Here is a 14,765-nt window from a genome sequence, read left to right as displayed (position 1 = left end):
GTATATGCATCGGGCGAATATTAAACGTCTCAGCAGTCAGGCGGTTCAAGTGAAGGACATCAAAGGCTAATTGTTTAATGAGTTGTAAATAATGAGAAAAATCAGCTCGCTGCGTGGCTTCATGGTTTGCCCTTTCCGTTGCCACGAGAAATGAAACTTCCGCGCGCCTGGCTTCCCAGTCCATGTGAACAAGCCCGCCGTAACCGATCAATTCTCCGTTTAACAAAATACTGACTAAAATTTGCCGGGGTTCCTTCTCAATAAAAGTCGGCTGAATAACCTGTAAAAAATACTTTCGTTGATCTTCATCAGTAAGAGGTGTTTTCTGGCGTAGCACATCAATCTGGGCATTTCTCCATTCTTTAATGGACATGATATCCTGCTCCCGAAGCGAGACGATCTCATAGGTTTCATTTCTTAACGTATGGCCTTCTAGTAAAACGTAACTCATCCTTGTGTGCAAAAAGTTGTTAATGCCGCTATGACTCTGTCTTGATCCGCCTCTGTCATCTTCGGGTAAATGGGAATACTCAGGCAGCCTTTAAAATAAGCCTCCGCACCGGGTAAACGAATTTTACCAAAGCGCCTTTCATAATAGGGGTGCTTGTAGACAGGAATATAATGGATCTGCGTCATTATATTTTTCTCTTTTAAAAACCTATGCAGATCGTCCCGCACAGTTGATGCTTTGCACTGAATGGCAAACAAATGGTAAACGTGGCCAGGATCGTCTACAGGGAGGCTAAAAACGTGGTCAAACGGCGCTTTATTCAATTCTTCGTAATAACGCTGAGCGATTTGCCGTCTACGAGTAATAAATTGAGGCAATCGCTTTAACTGAGAAACGCCCAAAGCAGCTTGCATTTCTGTTAAACGATAATTCCAGCCAAGCTCTATTTGCTCATAAAACCATGCTGGTTGCTCGGGTAGCCCAGGGCGATGAATGCCATGTGATCGCAGCAAGCGAATATGCTCTGCAACAGATTTGTCATTAGTCAAAACCGCACCTCCCTCCCCCGTGCAAATATGTTTTACTGGGTGAAAACTTAAGATCGAAGCTGTTGAATGAGAACAACTCCCACTTTGGTAACGTTTGCCGGTTGTATCAGCATAACTTCCGCCAAGACTATGAGCTGCATCTTCCAGGACCTGCCATCCTTTCTCGAGCGCAATCTTATTAATTTCGGGTAAATCACAACACTTACCGTTTATGTTTACGGGTATTATGGCTCCTCTGCTATCTATTCTGGCAACTGTGTCGGCTAATGATGTTAAATCCATGAGCCCGTTAATCGGGTCAACATCGCAAAAAACTACTTCTGATCCCGCATACAATAAACAATTTGCAGAGGCCGCAAAAGTGATGGGGGATGTTATGCCCACGAAATTGGAGTCTGCCCCCATGGCAAGACACGCAAGATGCAAGGCTGCTGTGCCGTTACTCACTGCAATCGCATGCTCGGCACCGGTAACCGTTTTAAGCGCTTCTTCAAACTGCGCGCACGCGGGCCCTTGTGTTAAAAAATTCGATTTTAAGACATTGATAACAGACTCGATGTCACTGTCATCAATTGTCTGGCAAGAATAAGGGATCACGCTTTGGGGCATATCTCTAGGTAATCAACTCCCATCTAACCACGCAAATAGAAAAAAAAGCCAACCGTAATTTTACGGTTGGCTTGAAATAGACTAAATTGGCTTAATAAAATCAACCGCCTACTGGAAGGGTGAGCACGGGAGAAGCGCCGCCACCAGAAGCTGCTTGCAGGTTGAACAATTTTGTCAACAACAAGAAGGTTGATTTTGAAGCCAAATCATTATCAGCAATGAAGAACCAATATCCACGATAGTAGACTCTTAACGCACAATCCTTTGGCTTATCCTTTTGGCTACGAATTTGCATAACTTTTCCGGAAAGTTTATTCCAGTTAAAGACTTCGCCGTCTTCGTAACGAGTTACCGTAACAAGACCTTTATTAATATGTTCTTCAGGCACTTCGATTCCTTGGGACATGTAGAAAAGCATTCCCATAAGAGAACGGGTACGCATCGTTACCTTGCTTTCAGATTGTTTTACGAAATTGCTGTTAAATTTAAGCATTTCCGAGCTCTTGGAAGCACCGAGGATGCTATAAAACTCATCAATAGTAGTAGCATAATTGGGATCACGACGAATTTTCATTACGATACTGTCTTGGTCGCTAGGGCTAAAGCCAAGTTCTTTTAACTTTGCACGCCTCTCTGAGTCTCCTGCATCGGGTTCCTTACCGATATCAATCAAGCCTGCTATTTGAAGCTTTCTTAAGGAAGCTACCCATTGAGCAAACTTTTCATATTCCGGAACATAATCAGGCGTTGGGCCAGAAGCTGAAGGTGCGTTTTGTAATTGATTTACACGCTCCACACACACACTAAATACACGTTCCATACTCCAACCAGCTTCAGCTAACTTAAGCATTGAAGAACTAGACATTGGGGAAAGCATTTGCTTTACAAAATCCTTACCTTGTACCGGATTATAAGTAATAGTTGGTTTTTCCTCATAACTTACGCCCGCGGAAGGGGTAATCGTGTTTGCGTCAGATGCCTTAGGCAAAACCTTGAGCTCACTTCTTACATTTGCGTTCAACACATAGGATGTATTAATGCCCGTAACATCCAGAAAATAAGGATTATCACGATACTTTAAGCGAACTATGTTTAATAACATTTGCTCTTTCCAGCTTTGAACCAAAGCTTCGTTATAGGGGCGATGAGCCTGTTTTACCGCAGAAGGCCCGACAGTCGCGCATCCGGATAATATTAAGACCGATAGGCCCATGAGTGTCTTTTTCATAATACTCTCTTTTTTTATAGTTGAATTTAGGTAGGATAATAAAAGGTGGAGCCGAGAATGGGAATCGAACCCACGACCTACGCATTACGAGTGCGTCGCTCTACCATCTGAGCTATCTCGGCATCCATTCAATTAAGAATCGGAATTTTAGTCTATTTTAAAACCAATAAGTTTCAAGAGGAAATTATCACGGATTATGCTTTTACCGTTTCCTGGCTAGAAATTTCTTGGTACGCCTTCATGATACTGTCTGTATTAATACCTAATTCGTTTAAGACAATCGCTCCAGGAGCGCTCAAACCAAATCGGTCTATACCGACTACTCTACCATCCAGTCCGACATACTTATACCAAAGGCCTGTCGTACCGGCTTCAATCGCAATGCGATTACGGCAACTTTTAGACAAAATAGATGCTTTATATTCGCTTGTCTGACGCTCAAATCGTTCAAAACAGGGCATGGAAACAACTCTCACCTGGTCACCAATCTCGTCTGCTGCTTTTAAAGCAAGTTGCAGCTCGCTACCTGTTGCCATAATGATGAGCCCAAGCTCGCCTTTTTCTTTACGAATAATATAGCCACCTTTTTGAACGCCTTCTCTGCGATCTTGTACACTTGCTTCATTGAGCATAGGGACAGCTTGGCGTGTTAAAATAAGGGCTGTTGGGCCTTCCGTATGCGTATAAGCTGCTGCAAAAGCACCTGCAGTTTCTTCAGGATCTGCTGGTCTTATAACATCCAGGCCTGGAATCAACCTCAAGGAGCTTACCGTTTCTACCGGCTCATGTGTCGGGCCGTCTTCTCCGACAGCTACAGAATCGTGCGTAAAAATATGGAATATAGGTAACTTCGCCAACGCAGCTAACCGGATCGACGGGCGCATATAGTCTGAAAAAACCAAGAATGTTGCTCCTGAGGCCCTAAACAAACCGTAATAACCTATACCGTTTACAATCGCACCCATAGCATGCTCTCGTATACCAAAGAGTACATTCTGGGCATTATGGTTATCTTTGTTAAACTCACCGCCTTCTTTAATATAATTCTTGGTAGAACCATGAAGGTCTGCACTACCACTGATGATTAGCGGATCCTTTTTGGCTAAAGCGTTTAACGCAACACCACCGGCTTCCCGAGTAGCTATTTTCTTATCCTCAGCAAACGCCGGGATATCTTTCATCAAATCAATAGAGGCTTTATGGGCAACTCCGTTCTTAAGGAGCTTAGCTAACTCTGGGTTTTCGCGCTGCCAATCTTCGAAAAGGACTTTCCATTCATTGTATGCGGCTACACGTTCCTCTTTTCTTTGTTTGAAAAACGTTTTTATTTCATCTGAAACAAAAAACCGTTCTTCCGGTAATCCCAAATTCTTACGAGCAGTTTCCACATAAGGCACACCGGCCTCGCCGTGCGCGTTATGCGTGCGCTCAACTTCAGGTATCCCTTTACCAATAATGGTTTTACAGATAATGATCTTCGGACGATTGTCTTTGTTAGACTTCGCCTTTTGAAAGGCTCGGGTAAAAGCATCAATATCATGGCCGTCTACCACATGCGTCTCAAAGCCGTAAGATTCAAAGCGTTTTACGACGTCACCGGACTGAGTCTTATGCGCAACCGCATCAAGCGTAACATCATTTGAGTCATAAATCAGAATCCAGTTATCTAAACCCCAAAGGCCAGCCAGAGCAATGGCTTCATTTGCAACACCTTCTTGTAGGCAACCATCCCCGCATAGCGTTACTATATGGTTATTAAAAACTTTATGCTTATCGGTATTAAACATAGCTTCAGCTCGCTTAGACGCTAATGCCATACCTACGGAATTTCCAATACCTTGCCCTAACGGCCCTGTAGTACACTCTACACCCGGGGTGTCTCCATACTCAGGGTGGCCAGGGGTGTGGCTATTTAAAACCCGAAAGGCTTCTATGTCTTCAATTGAAACAGGAAAGCCGGATAAATGCAGCCATGAGTAAAGAAACATACTCCCATGGCCAGCGGAAAGCACAAAGCGATCTCGATTGATCCATTTTGGGTCGCTCGGATTAAATTCCAGTAAATGGCTAAACAATGCCGATCCGATTTCCGCCGCGCCTAATGGCAACCCTAAGTGACCGGATTTACATTTTGCAACAGCATCCATCGCCAACCCTCTGGCTTCGTTTGCAGCTTTTTTAAGAATGGTTTTATCAATAGTCATAGTAAATTAATGCAAGACATTAGCACATTGTAAGAAAGGGAAAAAGCATATTTCGGGGGTAAAAAACAAGAAACCCAAAAAACAATATTGAAAAGCCTCCTATCCTACACTAGCCTTTCATTGTATCCACAAAAAAACAACACAAAACATTAAGAAAGGGTCACTCCATTGGTAGAAGGTAATATTTTACATGATCTAGCCATCGTAATTATTTGCGCGGGAATCGTTACTTTCATCTTTCGGTTGCTCAAGCTCCCGTTACTTCTGGGCTACCTCATTAGCGGCCTTCTCGTGGGTCCTAATTTCTTACCGCAGTCACCGATACATGACCTCGAGGCAATCCGTAGCTTAAGTGAGCTTGGTGTCATTTTCTTGATGTTTTATATAGGATTGGAGTTCGATCTCGCAAAGCTCAAACGGATCATGGGCCCAGCTGTCATTGCCGTGGCTTTTCAGACAACCCTTATGGTCTTTATTGGGATCATGGTGGCTCCTCTGCTTGGCTGGTCTAGCATAAACGGTCTCTTTCTTGGCTGTTTGTTAGCAATCAGCTCGACTATGATCACTATACCCATCCTTCGTGAGCAAAAATCCCTGAAGGCAAATTTCGCCCAAGTCGCCATCGGTATTCTGGTATTGGAAGACATCTTGGCCATTATCGTCCTCGTTGTCCTAACCGGTGTGGGTATCAGCGGCCACTTCGCTTGGGGAGCCGTTGGTAAAGTCATCTTCCTTGTAGGCATATTCGTTGTCATGGTTTACTTTATCGGTAAACTGATCGCGCCTAAGCTCCTGAACTTACTAAAGAAATTTGAAAGCCCGGAGGTCTTAACCATCGTCACGATTGCGGTCGTATTAGGCGTGGGAGAGTTAGCAGACCACTACAACTTCTCAATCGCTTTGGGTGCCTTTCTAGCAGGTTCCATTATATCCCAACAGCCGCTTGCGATTGAGATCGAGCACGCAATTGAGCCGCTACGAAACCTCTTCACTGCCGTCTTCTTCGTCACCGTTGGAATGCTTATAGACCCTAAGCTTCTCCTGGAATACTGGGGCACAATCGTTTTCCTTACCGGCTGCGTCGTGGTTGGTAAAACAATTAGTATCTGGTGGGGGCTCTTCCTCACGGGTGAAAAACCAAAAACCGGTTTTCGAGCCGCCCTCTGCAAAGCCCAAATCGGGGAATTCAGCTTCGTTATTGCCGCGTTGGGGATACAATACAACGTTACCGAGCCTGCTCTTATGACGCTTGCCGTGGGCGTTTCCTTAGGCAGTATCATTGTCGTTCCGATATTAGTTAAGCATTCTATTCCTATTTACAATACATTAGCAGATGTTACGCCGAAGCCGTTACGCAGTGCGGCGGAGTTTTACAACACGTTCTTAACGATCGTTAAAAATCGTCTTAGCCGAAACTCTTTCCTTAGGCTCCTGTCTCGACCCGCGGCACAAATCATCAGCTACTTCCTTCTTTTCAACGGCGTTATTGTTATCGCGTTCTTAAGTTCTCAGTACGTTGAGAATAGCGAAAATTTAGCCAACTACGAAATTTTAATCAAAAATCTCATTTGGCTTGCCGCCGCACTAGGATGCTTACCGTTTCTAATTGCGATTATACGCAACCTGGATTTCGTCTTAATGCTCATCATTCAGGCAGTATTTAGCATAAACACCCGTAAGCAATTTACTCAAGGCAGGTTGGTTAACGTCCTGAGCTCTGGTATTCTATGCATTGTCTTAATCACCTTCGGCGGACTCTATTTATCCGTTGCCGCCGCTTATTTACCTTCGGGCGTTGCCTTAGCGGTTTTCGTAGGCCTTGTTATTGCAATGAGTCTCTTCTTCTGGAGGCATATCATAAAGATTAACAGTCGCCTGGAATACCTCTTTATCGAAAGCTTCAATACCGAAATTCAATCCACATCAGAGGATCGTCGGGATTCTACGTTAAAGGAAATTAAAGAAAAATATCCCTGGCCGGTCACGTTGTATGATATCATTCTTCCGGAAGGTTCCAGTGTGAGTGGTAAGAGCATCGCCGAGCTTAATTTACGTCATAAAACAGGTGCCTCTATCATCGGGCTTAATCGCGGTAAATATACCATCTACGATCCCTCACCTGATGCACCTCTGTTCCCGGGAGACCACATCATTCTCCTCGGTAATGAGGATCAAAAAAACCAGGCAATGGATATCTTTAATGAGCAATCTCGTGAACATGAGGTCGCTCGTAGCCACTCTTTCGAGATCGAACAAATCTTTGTCCAAAAGGATTCTCTACTCGATGGCAGCACTCTGGCTGATGCTAATTTACGTCGCGAACATGGCATAAACGTCATCGGTATCCAGCGAGGAGAAGATCAAATCACCGCGCCTCTACCGGAAGAAACGGTAAAGGCGGACGATGTCCTCATGGTCGTAGGTAACCCGCTTCGTATAGAAAAGTTCCGAGAGCAAATCGCGGGTTAACAGCTATTCAATTTCCTATTGCCATTTATCGAGAACAATCGCTTAATAAAATTACGTAAACGTTATCATGTCTCGTATCAATTTAAGGCCAAACCACTTAGTCGCCCTCACCATTGTGGTCATTACCATCCAGGGTCTCATATGGACATATAAGACTCAGGCCGCCATACGTCTCTCAAACGATAGTATTGTGGACGAGATTGCCATGGTTGCCCCTCAGTACGACTTAGACCCTGAGTTCGTCTACAATATAGCGCTTGCGGAAAGTAATCTCAACCCTGTTGCCCAAAGCAAATTCGCTCGCGGAATCATGCAAATGAGTCTACCGGCTTGGAAAACAGTTACAGACGAGCCCTACACTAAGGCCTGGGATTGGAAGAGCAATGTCCACAACGGCATACGCTACCTCTCATTTTGTAAACAGGAACTCGAAAATAAAGGCCAGTTCTCCTATGCTAAACTATCTGCGGCCTACCGTTTCGGCTTAAAACGCCTTGAGCAATGTGCCTACGATGTCAAAAAGCTCCCGCGTACACAAAACCGTATCTACAAAAAGCTCCTGCAAGAAGATTCCGCTTAACCTAAAAGGATCCCTTCAAGTGCTCCTTCTCCAATACATTTAAAATATGTATGCTTAAGCTTTTGTCTATATCCGGGCACCTTTCCGCAAAAAGCTGCTTCAGCATAGCAACGGAATAATGCTGCCTTGGATGCAAAATGGGGGTCTGATTCACCAGCGGATTCTCATCACCTACGTCTATATGGCTATAAATCACACTGCTGTCACTGCGCCACGTTAACGCACAAGGGTCTTCCTCATCATAATAGCAAAGCTGAAAGCCTTCTAAATAATTGTCATCATCATACCAAACAATTAGCTCCAGCAAATCATCCGTAAACCAACGTCTAAAACCAGGGCCTTGCGACTGATGAACATTCTCAACTTCTTTAAGCATATCGGGGTAGCACCAGTGAACTACCCCGATTCAAACAAATTAAGGGTGATCGAACAACCCTAAACTAACCTCTAATTCCTCGCCGCGTAACCCGCGTTTAAGCCTTCTTGCCAAAGAACTTCCTTACGAATTGCTTCTTTTATTTCAGCCTCAGGCGCACTGGCATCAATGTCATTAAACGGAAACTGCTTTCTCATGACTTCAAAGGCAGAGTAGCTTTGTTCTAAAAAGATTTCAAAACGCTTGCGTGCATAAGTTTCATCCACATCCGTGGCGCGAACCGTTATAAGTTCCCCAACTCCGGTTTCCTGGACGCGCTTATTATGCTCCACTGCCTTTCGGCCTCGTGATAACTGCCTCTCCACGCTCAAATCTTCGTTCACATCCAATAAAATCACATAAAAGGCCACGCCGCTGTCTTTTAGTTTTTCATACATCAATGTCACTATCTCTGCTTGAACCATTGTCCGTGGAAAACCATCAATGATACAGCCTGCTTGATAGCCGGGCTCCATAAGTGTATTAAACAGTTCTTCAACAACGACTCTGTCATTAATCAGCAACCCGGAATTGATGCGCTCCATAAACTCAGGTTTTCTTAACAGATCACTTGTCACAATCGGTTCTGAGGTGATCCCTGAATACTCCATGATTGCTGGAGAATGATAGCCCTTTCCCGCTCCTGGTGCACCGGTTAACCACAAGATTTTTTTAGGAAAATGTATATTCTCCTCGCCGCCTTGCTTACTGGCCAGCGCAGCCCATGTCTCATTAAAAAGCGTATTGGCCTCTACGCTGCTATCCATATAGCCTGCGCTTGCGGCTGGCTCCCGCTCTAATTCGAGTGGCTTGCATCCCTCGCAGCCCACTGCTAAAAGAGGAGCAGAAAGGGCACATATCCCCAAAAATAACACTTTCGAACGTTTCAACAGAGTCAAATTTATCATGCCAAAACAATGGCAAAACACCACAACACTGTCAAAGCTAATCAAATATTGGTAGCTAAACGCTATGCTTTGCTTGCTGGCCACTACTCACTACGGCAGACATGCTGCCGTACGTGCCTTTTATCCCCCGCAACTTTCCTTTAGCACGGGCGTTGTTCTGAAGCTCTTGCTTCACCAACTCCATATTGTGTAACAATTCATCGGAATTATCTCGCTGCGAACCCAACACCCTATCCATACGCCTTCCAAACTCCTCGTTCGTCTTGCGGTTAATCCCGCTCTCTTGGCTTGCTTTAACCAAGCCTTGAATAACGGTTTCTTTCTTCTCTAGCACTTTGCCTAGTTCATCAAAACTATACTGTTTGATAACAAAGGCTTCTTGCTCAATAAGGTCTTCCAGGTCTTCCAATAACCTCCACAACGCAGCTTCTGATTTCTCTCCCATAAATTATCCCTTACGCGCTGCAAGAAATGCTGTTGGATTCAACTTCTGTCGTTTCCCCCTTTGTTAGCATTTCATTCCACGCGTCCCTTATCACCATCAATTTCGATTCCACATCTTCCAACGGGTTGAGCTCTTTCTTCACATTTGCCTCATTTAACTTGGCATACATGTAATCATACAACTCAAACATCTTTTGTGCAAATTCACCGCCCACAGAGCGATCCAAGCTCGCTTGTAACTCCAGTACTATATTCCTCGCCTTGACAACGTTGTTATTAATCGTCTCGTTACGAATTCGGGCATCTGCCTCTCCAAAGCCAACTTTTGCCGTAGCTATGAACTTCAAGGCACCATCGAACAACATTAAGATAATCTTTCCAGGGGATGCCGTTTCCATTGCCGTTGTTTTGTATGTTTTTGCGAACTTTTTATAACTCATGGTCTCGTCTGGGGTTGGGTAACAAGTTTCTGTGCTTGACTACAATTCTTCTCTCATGGTTTTTAGTTGAGACAATATTGAATCCGCCAGTTGCCCATACTTCTCCTCACTAAAATAGTTCGGATCATTTATCTTCTTCTTAGCATCCTCAACTTTGTCCATTCTTATATCGTCAATTTTTTCTACTTCTGTAGCAAAAACTCTTAACTTATCCACAGGAGCTGTTGAGCTCGCTTCATCTCCATGAGAGTGGCTTCCTCCTTTTGCGGGAATGGATCCCTTTCCCGATGATTTTCTGGAATGATGTGTTTTATCCAAGCTATGCGTAGATTCATTTGATTTTGTAGGGTGTATATCCATGGCTATCCTTCAAGTCGGTCAAAAATTCGATTTCTTTAGTAAAAATTACAATTTTTTATTTTTTTCTCATATTAACGCCTCGGAATGGTGCTAAACATCTCATAGGCAACATATTTAGAAAAAATACGTGGGCTCTTCAAAATCACGCCTCCGGTATCTAATGGATACGAAGCCTTGTTATAGTTCATCTGAAATTGCCTCGCTGCTGATGCCACATGCGGGTTTCCAGAGTCAAATACCGTATCAAATGCCCATAAAATACTGCCATTAGATATATCTACCAATTTGCTGCGTACCCCTATAGATATAGGTCGGTAGGGTTGATAATGAGTTAAATCAAGAAATATAACCCCATTGGTGGCATACGTTTGCTGAATCACTTTGAAGAAATTAGCCGGCAGGGCTTCCGCAGAGTTAAACTGCCTCTGTTTAAACAAATACTCTAAATCATCCCGGCTAATATAGACTACTTCAAAGAGGTTCTGCTTATTGAGTTCTCCTAAAAAGGTTTGGTCCATCATCTCCAATTGCTCATCAGATATTTGTGTATCATACATGGGCAACATGGCTACTCGCTTTAAGTCGTCCGGTAATGTATTAGCGGAATAAATATTTGATGCCTCAAAGGGTGTGTAAGAACGTTCTTTTATATCTGCTCGTTGTCGCGCACCACAACCAACCAGCGCAACAGCTAACCCCAATAGACCCAGGAGCGCTAAAATTCTTCTCGTAAACGGGGCAAGGGAGGGGACTTTCATACTTCTCGTTCGTAACATAGTTAATAATAGATGTAAATTCTTTTAATGCAGCAAGATCCAGCCGGTTAAGGATAGTATTCCCCCACCCGCTATATACGTAAAGTCCATCACCGGTGTCCATATCCTGTATCGATAAGCGAAATAAGCCATCACCGGGTAATAAGCAAACGAGGATACGGTTATACCCAACACAAGCCCAAAGGATCCCCATAGAAATCCCCCTATGAACATACATAGTAATAGAGTGAATGCACTTAAGAAAACCGTTATCATAAACCCGAAGGAATCCCCGTGCGAAATCACGATCGGGGCAATCATAATATTTACAGAAGCTGCCAAGGCACCAATACTCAATATTTGTAACATCCAGCCGGCGTTATGATAGCGGTGGTCATACATAAACGCAATCAAGTGGTCTCCCCCCGCAATAATCAGGCAAATCGGTAGCAGCGTAGCTAGCAGTAACTTCAAGCGTAACTTCCCTATTTTGTGCCGCATTTCAGCAGGATCTCCTTCCGCCAAACGCGAATAAAGGGGGAAAAGCACCTTGCTGGCTAAGCTTTCTAATGCGCTGATCACCCCATCGGCTAACATACTGGCAATAGAATATACTCCCAATTGCGCCAGTGTTAACACTTTTCCCAGGATCACTCTGTCTCCTTGCCCCGCGAAAAAGCCAAATATAGTGCTCAAAAATATCCACCTGCCAAAACGAAAGAGGGAGCGCATGCACTCGCGATCAAAATGAAAACGGTGTTTCGTCAGTGCCGGTAAAAATATATGGCCCGCCATTAACTTCAATGTCGTTGCAAATACACCTCCGAAAACAAGTGCCCAGACTGTTGGGTATATCCATGCCCATAAAACCATCGCAACGAGCCCGCCTATCTGGCAACCGAGATCTACCAGCGTTATCCTGGCCAATTCTAACCTTCTGTTGAGGGTGAAAAACGCTGTCGTATTCAATCCTCCTAATAGCATATTGAAGCCCACAACGGGCAGCATCACCGCAATCAGCTTCTCCTCGTAAAATTGTGACATGGGCCATGCCAGGATACACAATGCCATCCACAAAAAAAATCCCCGTATGCTTTGTATCGTCCACGCCGTATTCAAAAAAACAGGATCGTTCCCTCGCTTATTTTGGATAATACTCGGCCCTATCCCTACATCGGAAAACATCTCGGCCGCAATCATAAACATGCTAATCAGTGCCATTAAGCCAAAGGCTTCAGGGAAGAGGAGTCGCGTTAAGATCAAATTCCCTCCCAACCGCAATACTTGGCTCACACCGTAGCCAAACAGCGTCCAAAAAGTCCCGCGGACGACTTGATTGCCATATAGCTCCCTAAAATGCTCTCTTACTTTAACAATGGCCACTGGCTCGGAATCGGGATAGTTGAGGTGTTCTGAATCAACCTCCAGTTTACCGCCGCCCAACGAGCTGTCAATAGCTATAAATCAGCTCTCCTGAGGGTTTTGTTTAAATTATTCAACCAGAATCAACTAAAATGAAACGTATAAATAATTTGACATTAAAACAGGAAAGTATATTATTATCACACAATATCATGAATACCAACAATAACTTAAGTAATAATAGTAATAATAGTAATAATAATAGCGTTTACACGAATCATCATAATTCGAATAACGATAAACCGGTTATCGCTAAATCCGAGTCACCCACCGGCAGGGTTTCTGTTTCTAAAGATATAAATCTTCCCATCAATGAAATCGCTTTAATCAACCGAAACGTAAACACCTGGAAGAATCACAATTGGGACTTAGAAAGCGTTATCGCTGATATCACTTCAAATAAGCGCATATCTGACTTCGATTTATATAAATTACTGATCCACTTTGAACATCAAACAGGTATTATAGATAATGAAGTCTTAATCAATTGCTTCATCAAGCATTTTAGTACGTTTGTATCTCTCGCAACCAACGACGCACAAGAAAACAATCTTTTTCATTGGATCATTAAGCTAAAATCCATTGACGCCTGGAGGGCCATAAATGAGATTATTGATGACCCTCAAAACAATGCGCTACTCACGCAAACTAACCATTTTGGCGAAACACCGTTAACCTTACTCTATCACTGCCAGGATACTGAATTCGTAGGCAACGTACTCCTCTTTGAGGCAGGACACCCAAAAGGCTCAGAAGTAATTCAATATTTCAGGACGGAATTTAATGAAAGATCCTACGAACATAAGAGCGATCTGAAATTCATTTTTCACATTATGCAAGACCATGCTGTGTATTATGGAAATACAAAAGAATTAAAGGAATCCGTCAAGGAGTACTATATAAGGTGGAAAAGAGCAGGGCTAAAGGGAGAAATTACCCCCACTGCTTTTAAACAAAGTGATCACTATAAACTGGCACTGGAGCACTATCATGAGGCAACCTTAACAGAGCTCAATAGCTTTACCGGAGGGTGTGAATTAAAGATACACGTCAACGAGATACTCAGAAATCCTGAATATAGGGTTGCTAATAAAATGCTTTCTCACTTTCTCGACTACATAAAAAATGAATACCAAGCCTGGCAGCGATATCAGCAAAATAGATTAGAAAAAGAAAAGTATTCGTTTGAAGCACTTATGCAACAACAACGCTTTTTGCAACTTCTAGAAGATATTCTAAGTGAACCTGATCTAGATAGGATCGACTGTATAAACAAAATTTGCCCCTCCTTCAGTATAAAGGACTTGCTCGGCAAGGTTGGTAAAGAAACGCACAAATCTCTCGTCTTAACAATATTTTCGAACGAAGCGGCTTTCACCATTCTTCGTTGTATCCTACACTATACGGAACAAGAAATCATAGCGCTAATAAACGAATACTACTATGAAATTGTAAATAACTGCAGCGATGTGGTTTATTATTAGACCAGTACGATTGAAAACTCACGGCTGGCTCTCTCTTTTCCTGTTGCTAATCTTCTTTTCTAGAATCTAAGATAGTCTTAGATGTACACCGAAACAGAAGACCTCGTCCCCGATGTTATCGCTAAAGCCCAAAGGGGGCTTAATATAAGCGACTTGGAGCTCGAATCACTCGCCAACATCAGTTCCGGTGAGCTCGCAGCCGTCAAGAAACTCCATAAAAACACCTCTCACAACGATTTAAAGAAGATTGCACAGGCTCTACAACTTAATGAAAGCGGGCTCATCGCCCTAGCAGATGGTTGGCTTCCGGAACAGGTAAGCCTTAACGGTTTAAAGCAAATCCCTTCCCCCTACTATGGCGCTTTCGTAAACGCCTATGTTGTATGGGATCCCGCTTCTCCTGAAGCGTTCATTTTTGATACGGGTATGGATGCCCACCCCATACTAC

General features: G+C 43.6%; 13 protein-coding genes, 1 tRNA gene and 1 pseudogene. 4 read left to right on the top strand and 11 right to left on the bottom strand.

What is annotated here, in order from left to right; translation table 11 throughout:
- Positions 1–447: 447 nt before the first annotated feature.
- From AUJ82_07895 to AUJ82_07880, 4 genes are all read right to left on the bottom strand, one after another.
- A complete protein-coding gene (locus AUJ82_07895) occupies positions 448–1,608 on the bottom strand; it encodes a UDP-4-amino-4,6-dideoxy-N-acetyl-beta-L-altrosamine transaminase (protein ID OIO58630.1) in 1,161 nt (386 codons plus the stop codon).
- 100 nt (positions 1,609–1,708) lie between these two features.
- Positions 1,709–2,836: a hypothetical protein gene (locus tag AUJ82_07890; GenBank protein ID OIO58629.1), complete on the bottom strand. Its 1,128-nt coding sequence runs from the start codon at positions 2,834–2,836 to the stop codon at positions 1,709–1,711.
- Between the two features lie 46 nt (positions 2,837–2,882).
- A tRNA-Thr gene (locus tag AUJ82_07885) sits at positions 2,883–2,958 on the bottom strand.
- 72 nt (positions 2,959–3,030) lie between these two features.
- Positions 3,031–5,040 carry a transketolase gene (locus AUJ82_07880; protein OIO58628.1) on the bottom strand — a complete coding sequence of 670 codons (2,010 nt, stop codon included), beginning with the start codon at positions 5,038–5,040 and terminating at the stop codon, positions 3,031–3,033.
- 168 nt (positions 5,041–5,208) lie between these two features.
- On the opposite strand from AUJ82_07880, the gene AUJ82_07875 reads away from it, so the two are divergent.
- Both AUJ82_07875 and AUJ82_07870 read left to right on the top strand, forming a co-directional pair.
- Positions 5,209–7,509: a hypothetical protein gene (locus tag AUJ82_07875; protein ID OIO58627.1), complete on the top strand. Its 2,301-nt coding sequence runs from the start codon at positions 5,209–5,211 to the stop codon at positions 7,507–7,509.
- A gap of 67 nt (positions 7,510–7,576) precedes the next feature.
- A complete protein-coding gene (locus AUJ82_07870) occupies positions 7,577–8,089 on the top strand; it encodes a hypothetical protein (GenBank protein OIO58626.1) in 513 nt (170 codons plus the stop codon).
- 1 nt (position 8,090) lies between these two features.
- Here AUJ82_07870 and AUJ82_07865 read toward each other — a convergent pair whose 3' ends face one another.
- From AUJ82_07865 to AUJ82_07835, 7 genes are all read right to left on the bottom strand, one after another.
- A complete protein-coding gene (locus AUJ82_07865) occupies positions 8,091–8,465 on the bottom strand; it encodes a hypothetical protein (protein OIO58625.1) in 375 nt (124 codons plus the stop codon).
- Positions 8,466–8,536: 71 nt separating this feature from the next.
- Positions 8,537–9,412 carry a hypothetical protein gene (locus AUJ82_07860; GenBank protein ID OIO58624.1) on the bottom strand — a complete coding sequence of 292 codons (876 nt, stop codon included), beginning with the start codon at positions 9,410–9,412 and terminating at the stop codon, positions 8,537–8,539.
- Between the two features lie 55 nt (positions 9,413–9,467).
- Complete coding sequence (locus AUJ82_07855) at positions 9,468–9,857, bottom strand: hypothetical protein (GenBank protein OIO58623.1); 390 nt, start codon at positions 9,855–9,857, stop codon at positions 9,468–9,470.
- Positions 9,858–9,867: 10 nt separating this feature from the next.
- Entirely contained in the window at positions 9,868–10,296 is a 429-nt protein-coding gene (locus AUJ82_07850) for a flagellar export chaperone FliS (GenBank protein ID OIO58622.1), read from the bottom strand.
- A 39-nt stretch (positions 10,297–10,335) separates the two neighbouring features.
- Complete coding sequence (locus AUJ82_07845) at positions 10,336–10,656, bottom strand: hypothetical protein (protein ID OIO58621.1); 321 nt, start codon at positions 10,654–10,656, stop codon at positions 10,336–10,338.
- Positions 10,657–10,727: 71 nt separating this feature from the next.
- The gene (locus AUJ82_07840) at positions 10,728–11,414 is read right to left on the bottom strand and encodes a hypothetical protein (GenBank protein ID OIO58620.1); all 687 of its coding nucleotides are present in this window, start codon (positions 11,412–11,414) and stop codon (positions 10,728–10,730) included.
- 42 nt (positions 11,415–11,456) lie between these two features.
- The gene (locus AUJ82_07835; protein OIO58619.1) at positions 11,457–12,854 is read right to left on the bottom strand and encodes a hypothetical protein; all 1,398 of its coding nucleotides are present in this window, start codon (positions 12,852–12,854) and stop codon (positions 11,457–11,459) included.
- Positions 12,855–12,925: 71 nt separating this feature from the next.
- Here AUJ82_07835 and AUJ82_07830 point away from each other — a divergent pair, with 71 nt between their 5' ends.
- A complete protein-coding gene (locus AUJ82_07830; protein ID OIO58618.1) occupies positions 12,926–14,317 on the top strand; it encodes a hypothetical protein in 1,392 nt (463 codons plus the stop codon).
- An 81-nt stretch (positions 14,318–14,398) separates the two neighbouring features.
- Positions 14,399–14,765, top strand: a pseudogene (locus AUJ82_07825) (hypothetical protein).

The organism is Verrucomicrobia bacterium CG1_02_43_26, from assembly GCA_001872735.1.
GTDB lineage: Bacteria > Verrucomicrobiota > Verrucomicrobiia > Opitutales > CG1-02-43-26 > CG1-02-43-26.
Note: the sequence above shows the minus strand (reverse complement) of the source record. Positions and strands in the feature narration are given on the sequence as shown.

Bases quoted from the DNA above. Each gene is read 5' to 3' on its own strand.
- AUJ82_07895 (OIO58630.1), bottom strand. From the start codon at position 1,608: ATGCCCCAAAGCGTGATCCCTTATTCTTGCCAGACAATTGATGACAGT.
- AUJ82_07890 (OIO58629.1), bottom strand. From the start codon at position 2,836: ATGAAAAAGACACTCATGGGCCTATCGGTCTTAATATTATCCGGATGC.
- AUJ82_07880 (OIO58628.1), bottom strand. From the start codon at position 5,040: ATGACTATTGATAAAACCATTCTTAAAAAAGCTGCAAACGAAGCCAGA.
- AUJ82_07870 (OIO58626.1), top strand. From the start codon at position 7,577: ATGTCTCGTATCAATTTAAGGCCAAACCACTTAGTCGCCCTCACCATT.
- AUJ82_07865 (OIO58625.1), bottom strand. From the start codon at position 8,465: ATGCTTAAAGAAGTTGAGAATGTTCATCAGTCGCAAGGCCCTGGTTTT.
- AUJ82_07860 (OIO58624.1), bottom strand. From the start codon at position 9,412: ATGATAAATTTGACTCTGTTGAAACGTTCGAAAGTGTTATTTTTGGGG.
- AUJ82_07855 (OIO58623.1), bottom strand. From the start codon at position 9,857: ATGGGAGAGAAATCAGAAGCTGCGTTGTGGAGGTTATTGGAAGACCTG.
- AUJ82_07850 (OIO58622.1), bottom strand. From the start codon at position 10,296: ATGAGTTATAAAAAGTTCGCAAAAACATACAAAACAACGGCAATGGAA.
- AUJ82_07845 (OIO58621.1), bottom strand. From the start codon at position 10,656: ATGGATATACACCCTACAAAATCAAATGAATCTACGCATAGCTTGGAT.
- AUJ82_07840 (OIO58620.1), bottom strand. From the start codon at position 11,414: ATGAAAGTCCCCTCCCTTGCCCCGTTTACGAGAAGAATTTTAGCGCTC.
- AUJ82_07830 (OIO58618.1), top strand. From the start codon at position 12,926: ATGAAACGTATAAATAATTTGACATTAAAACAGGAAAGTATATTATTA.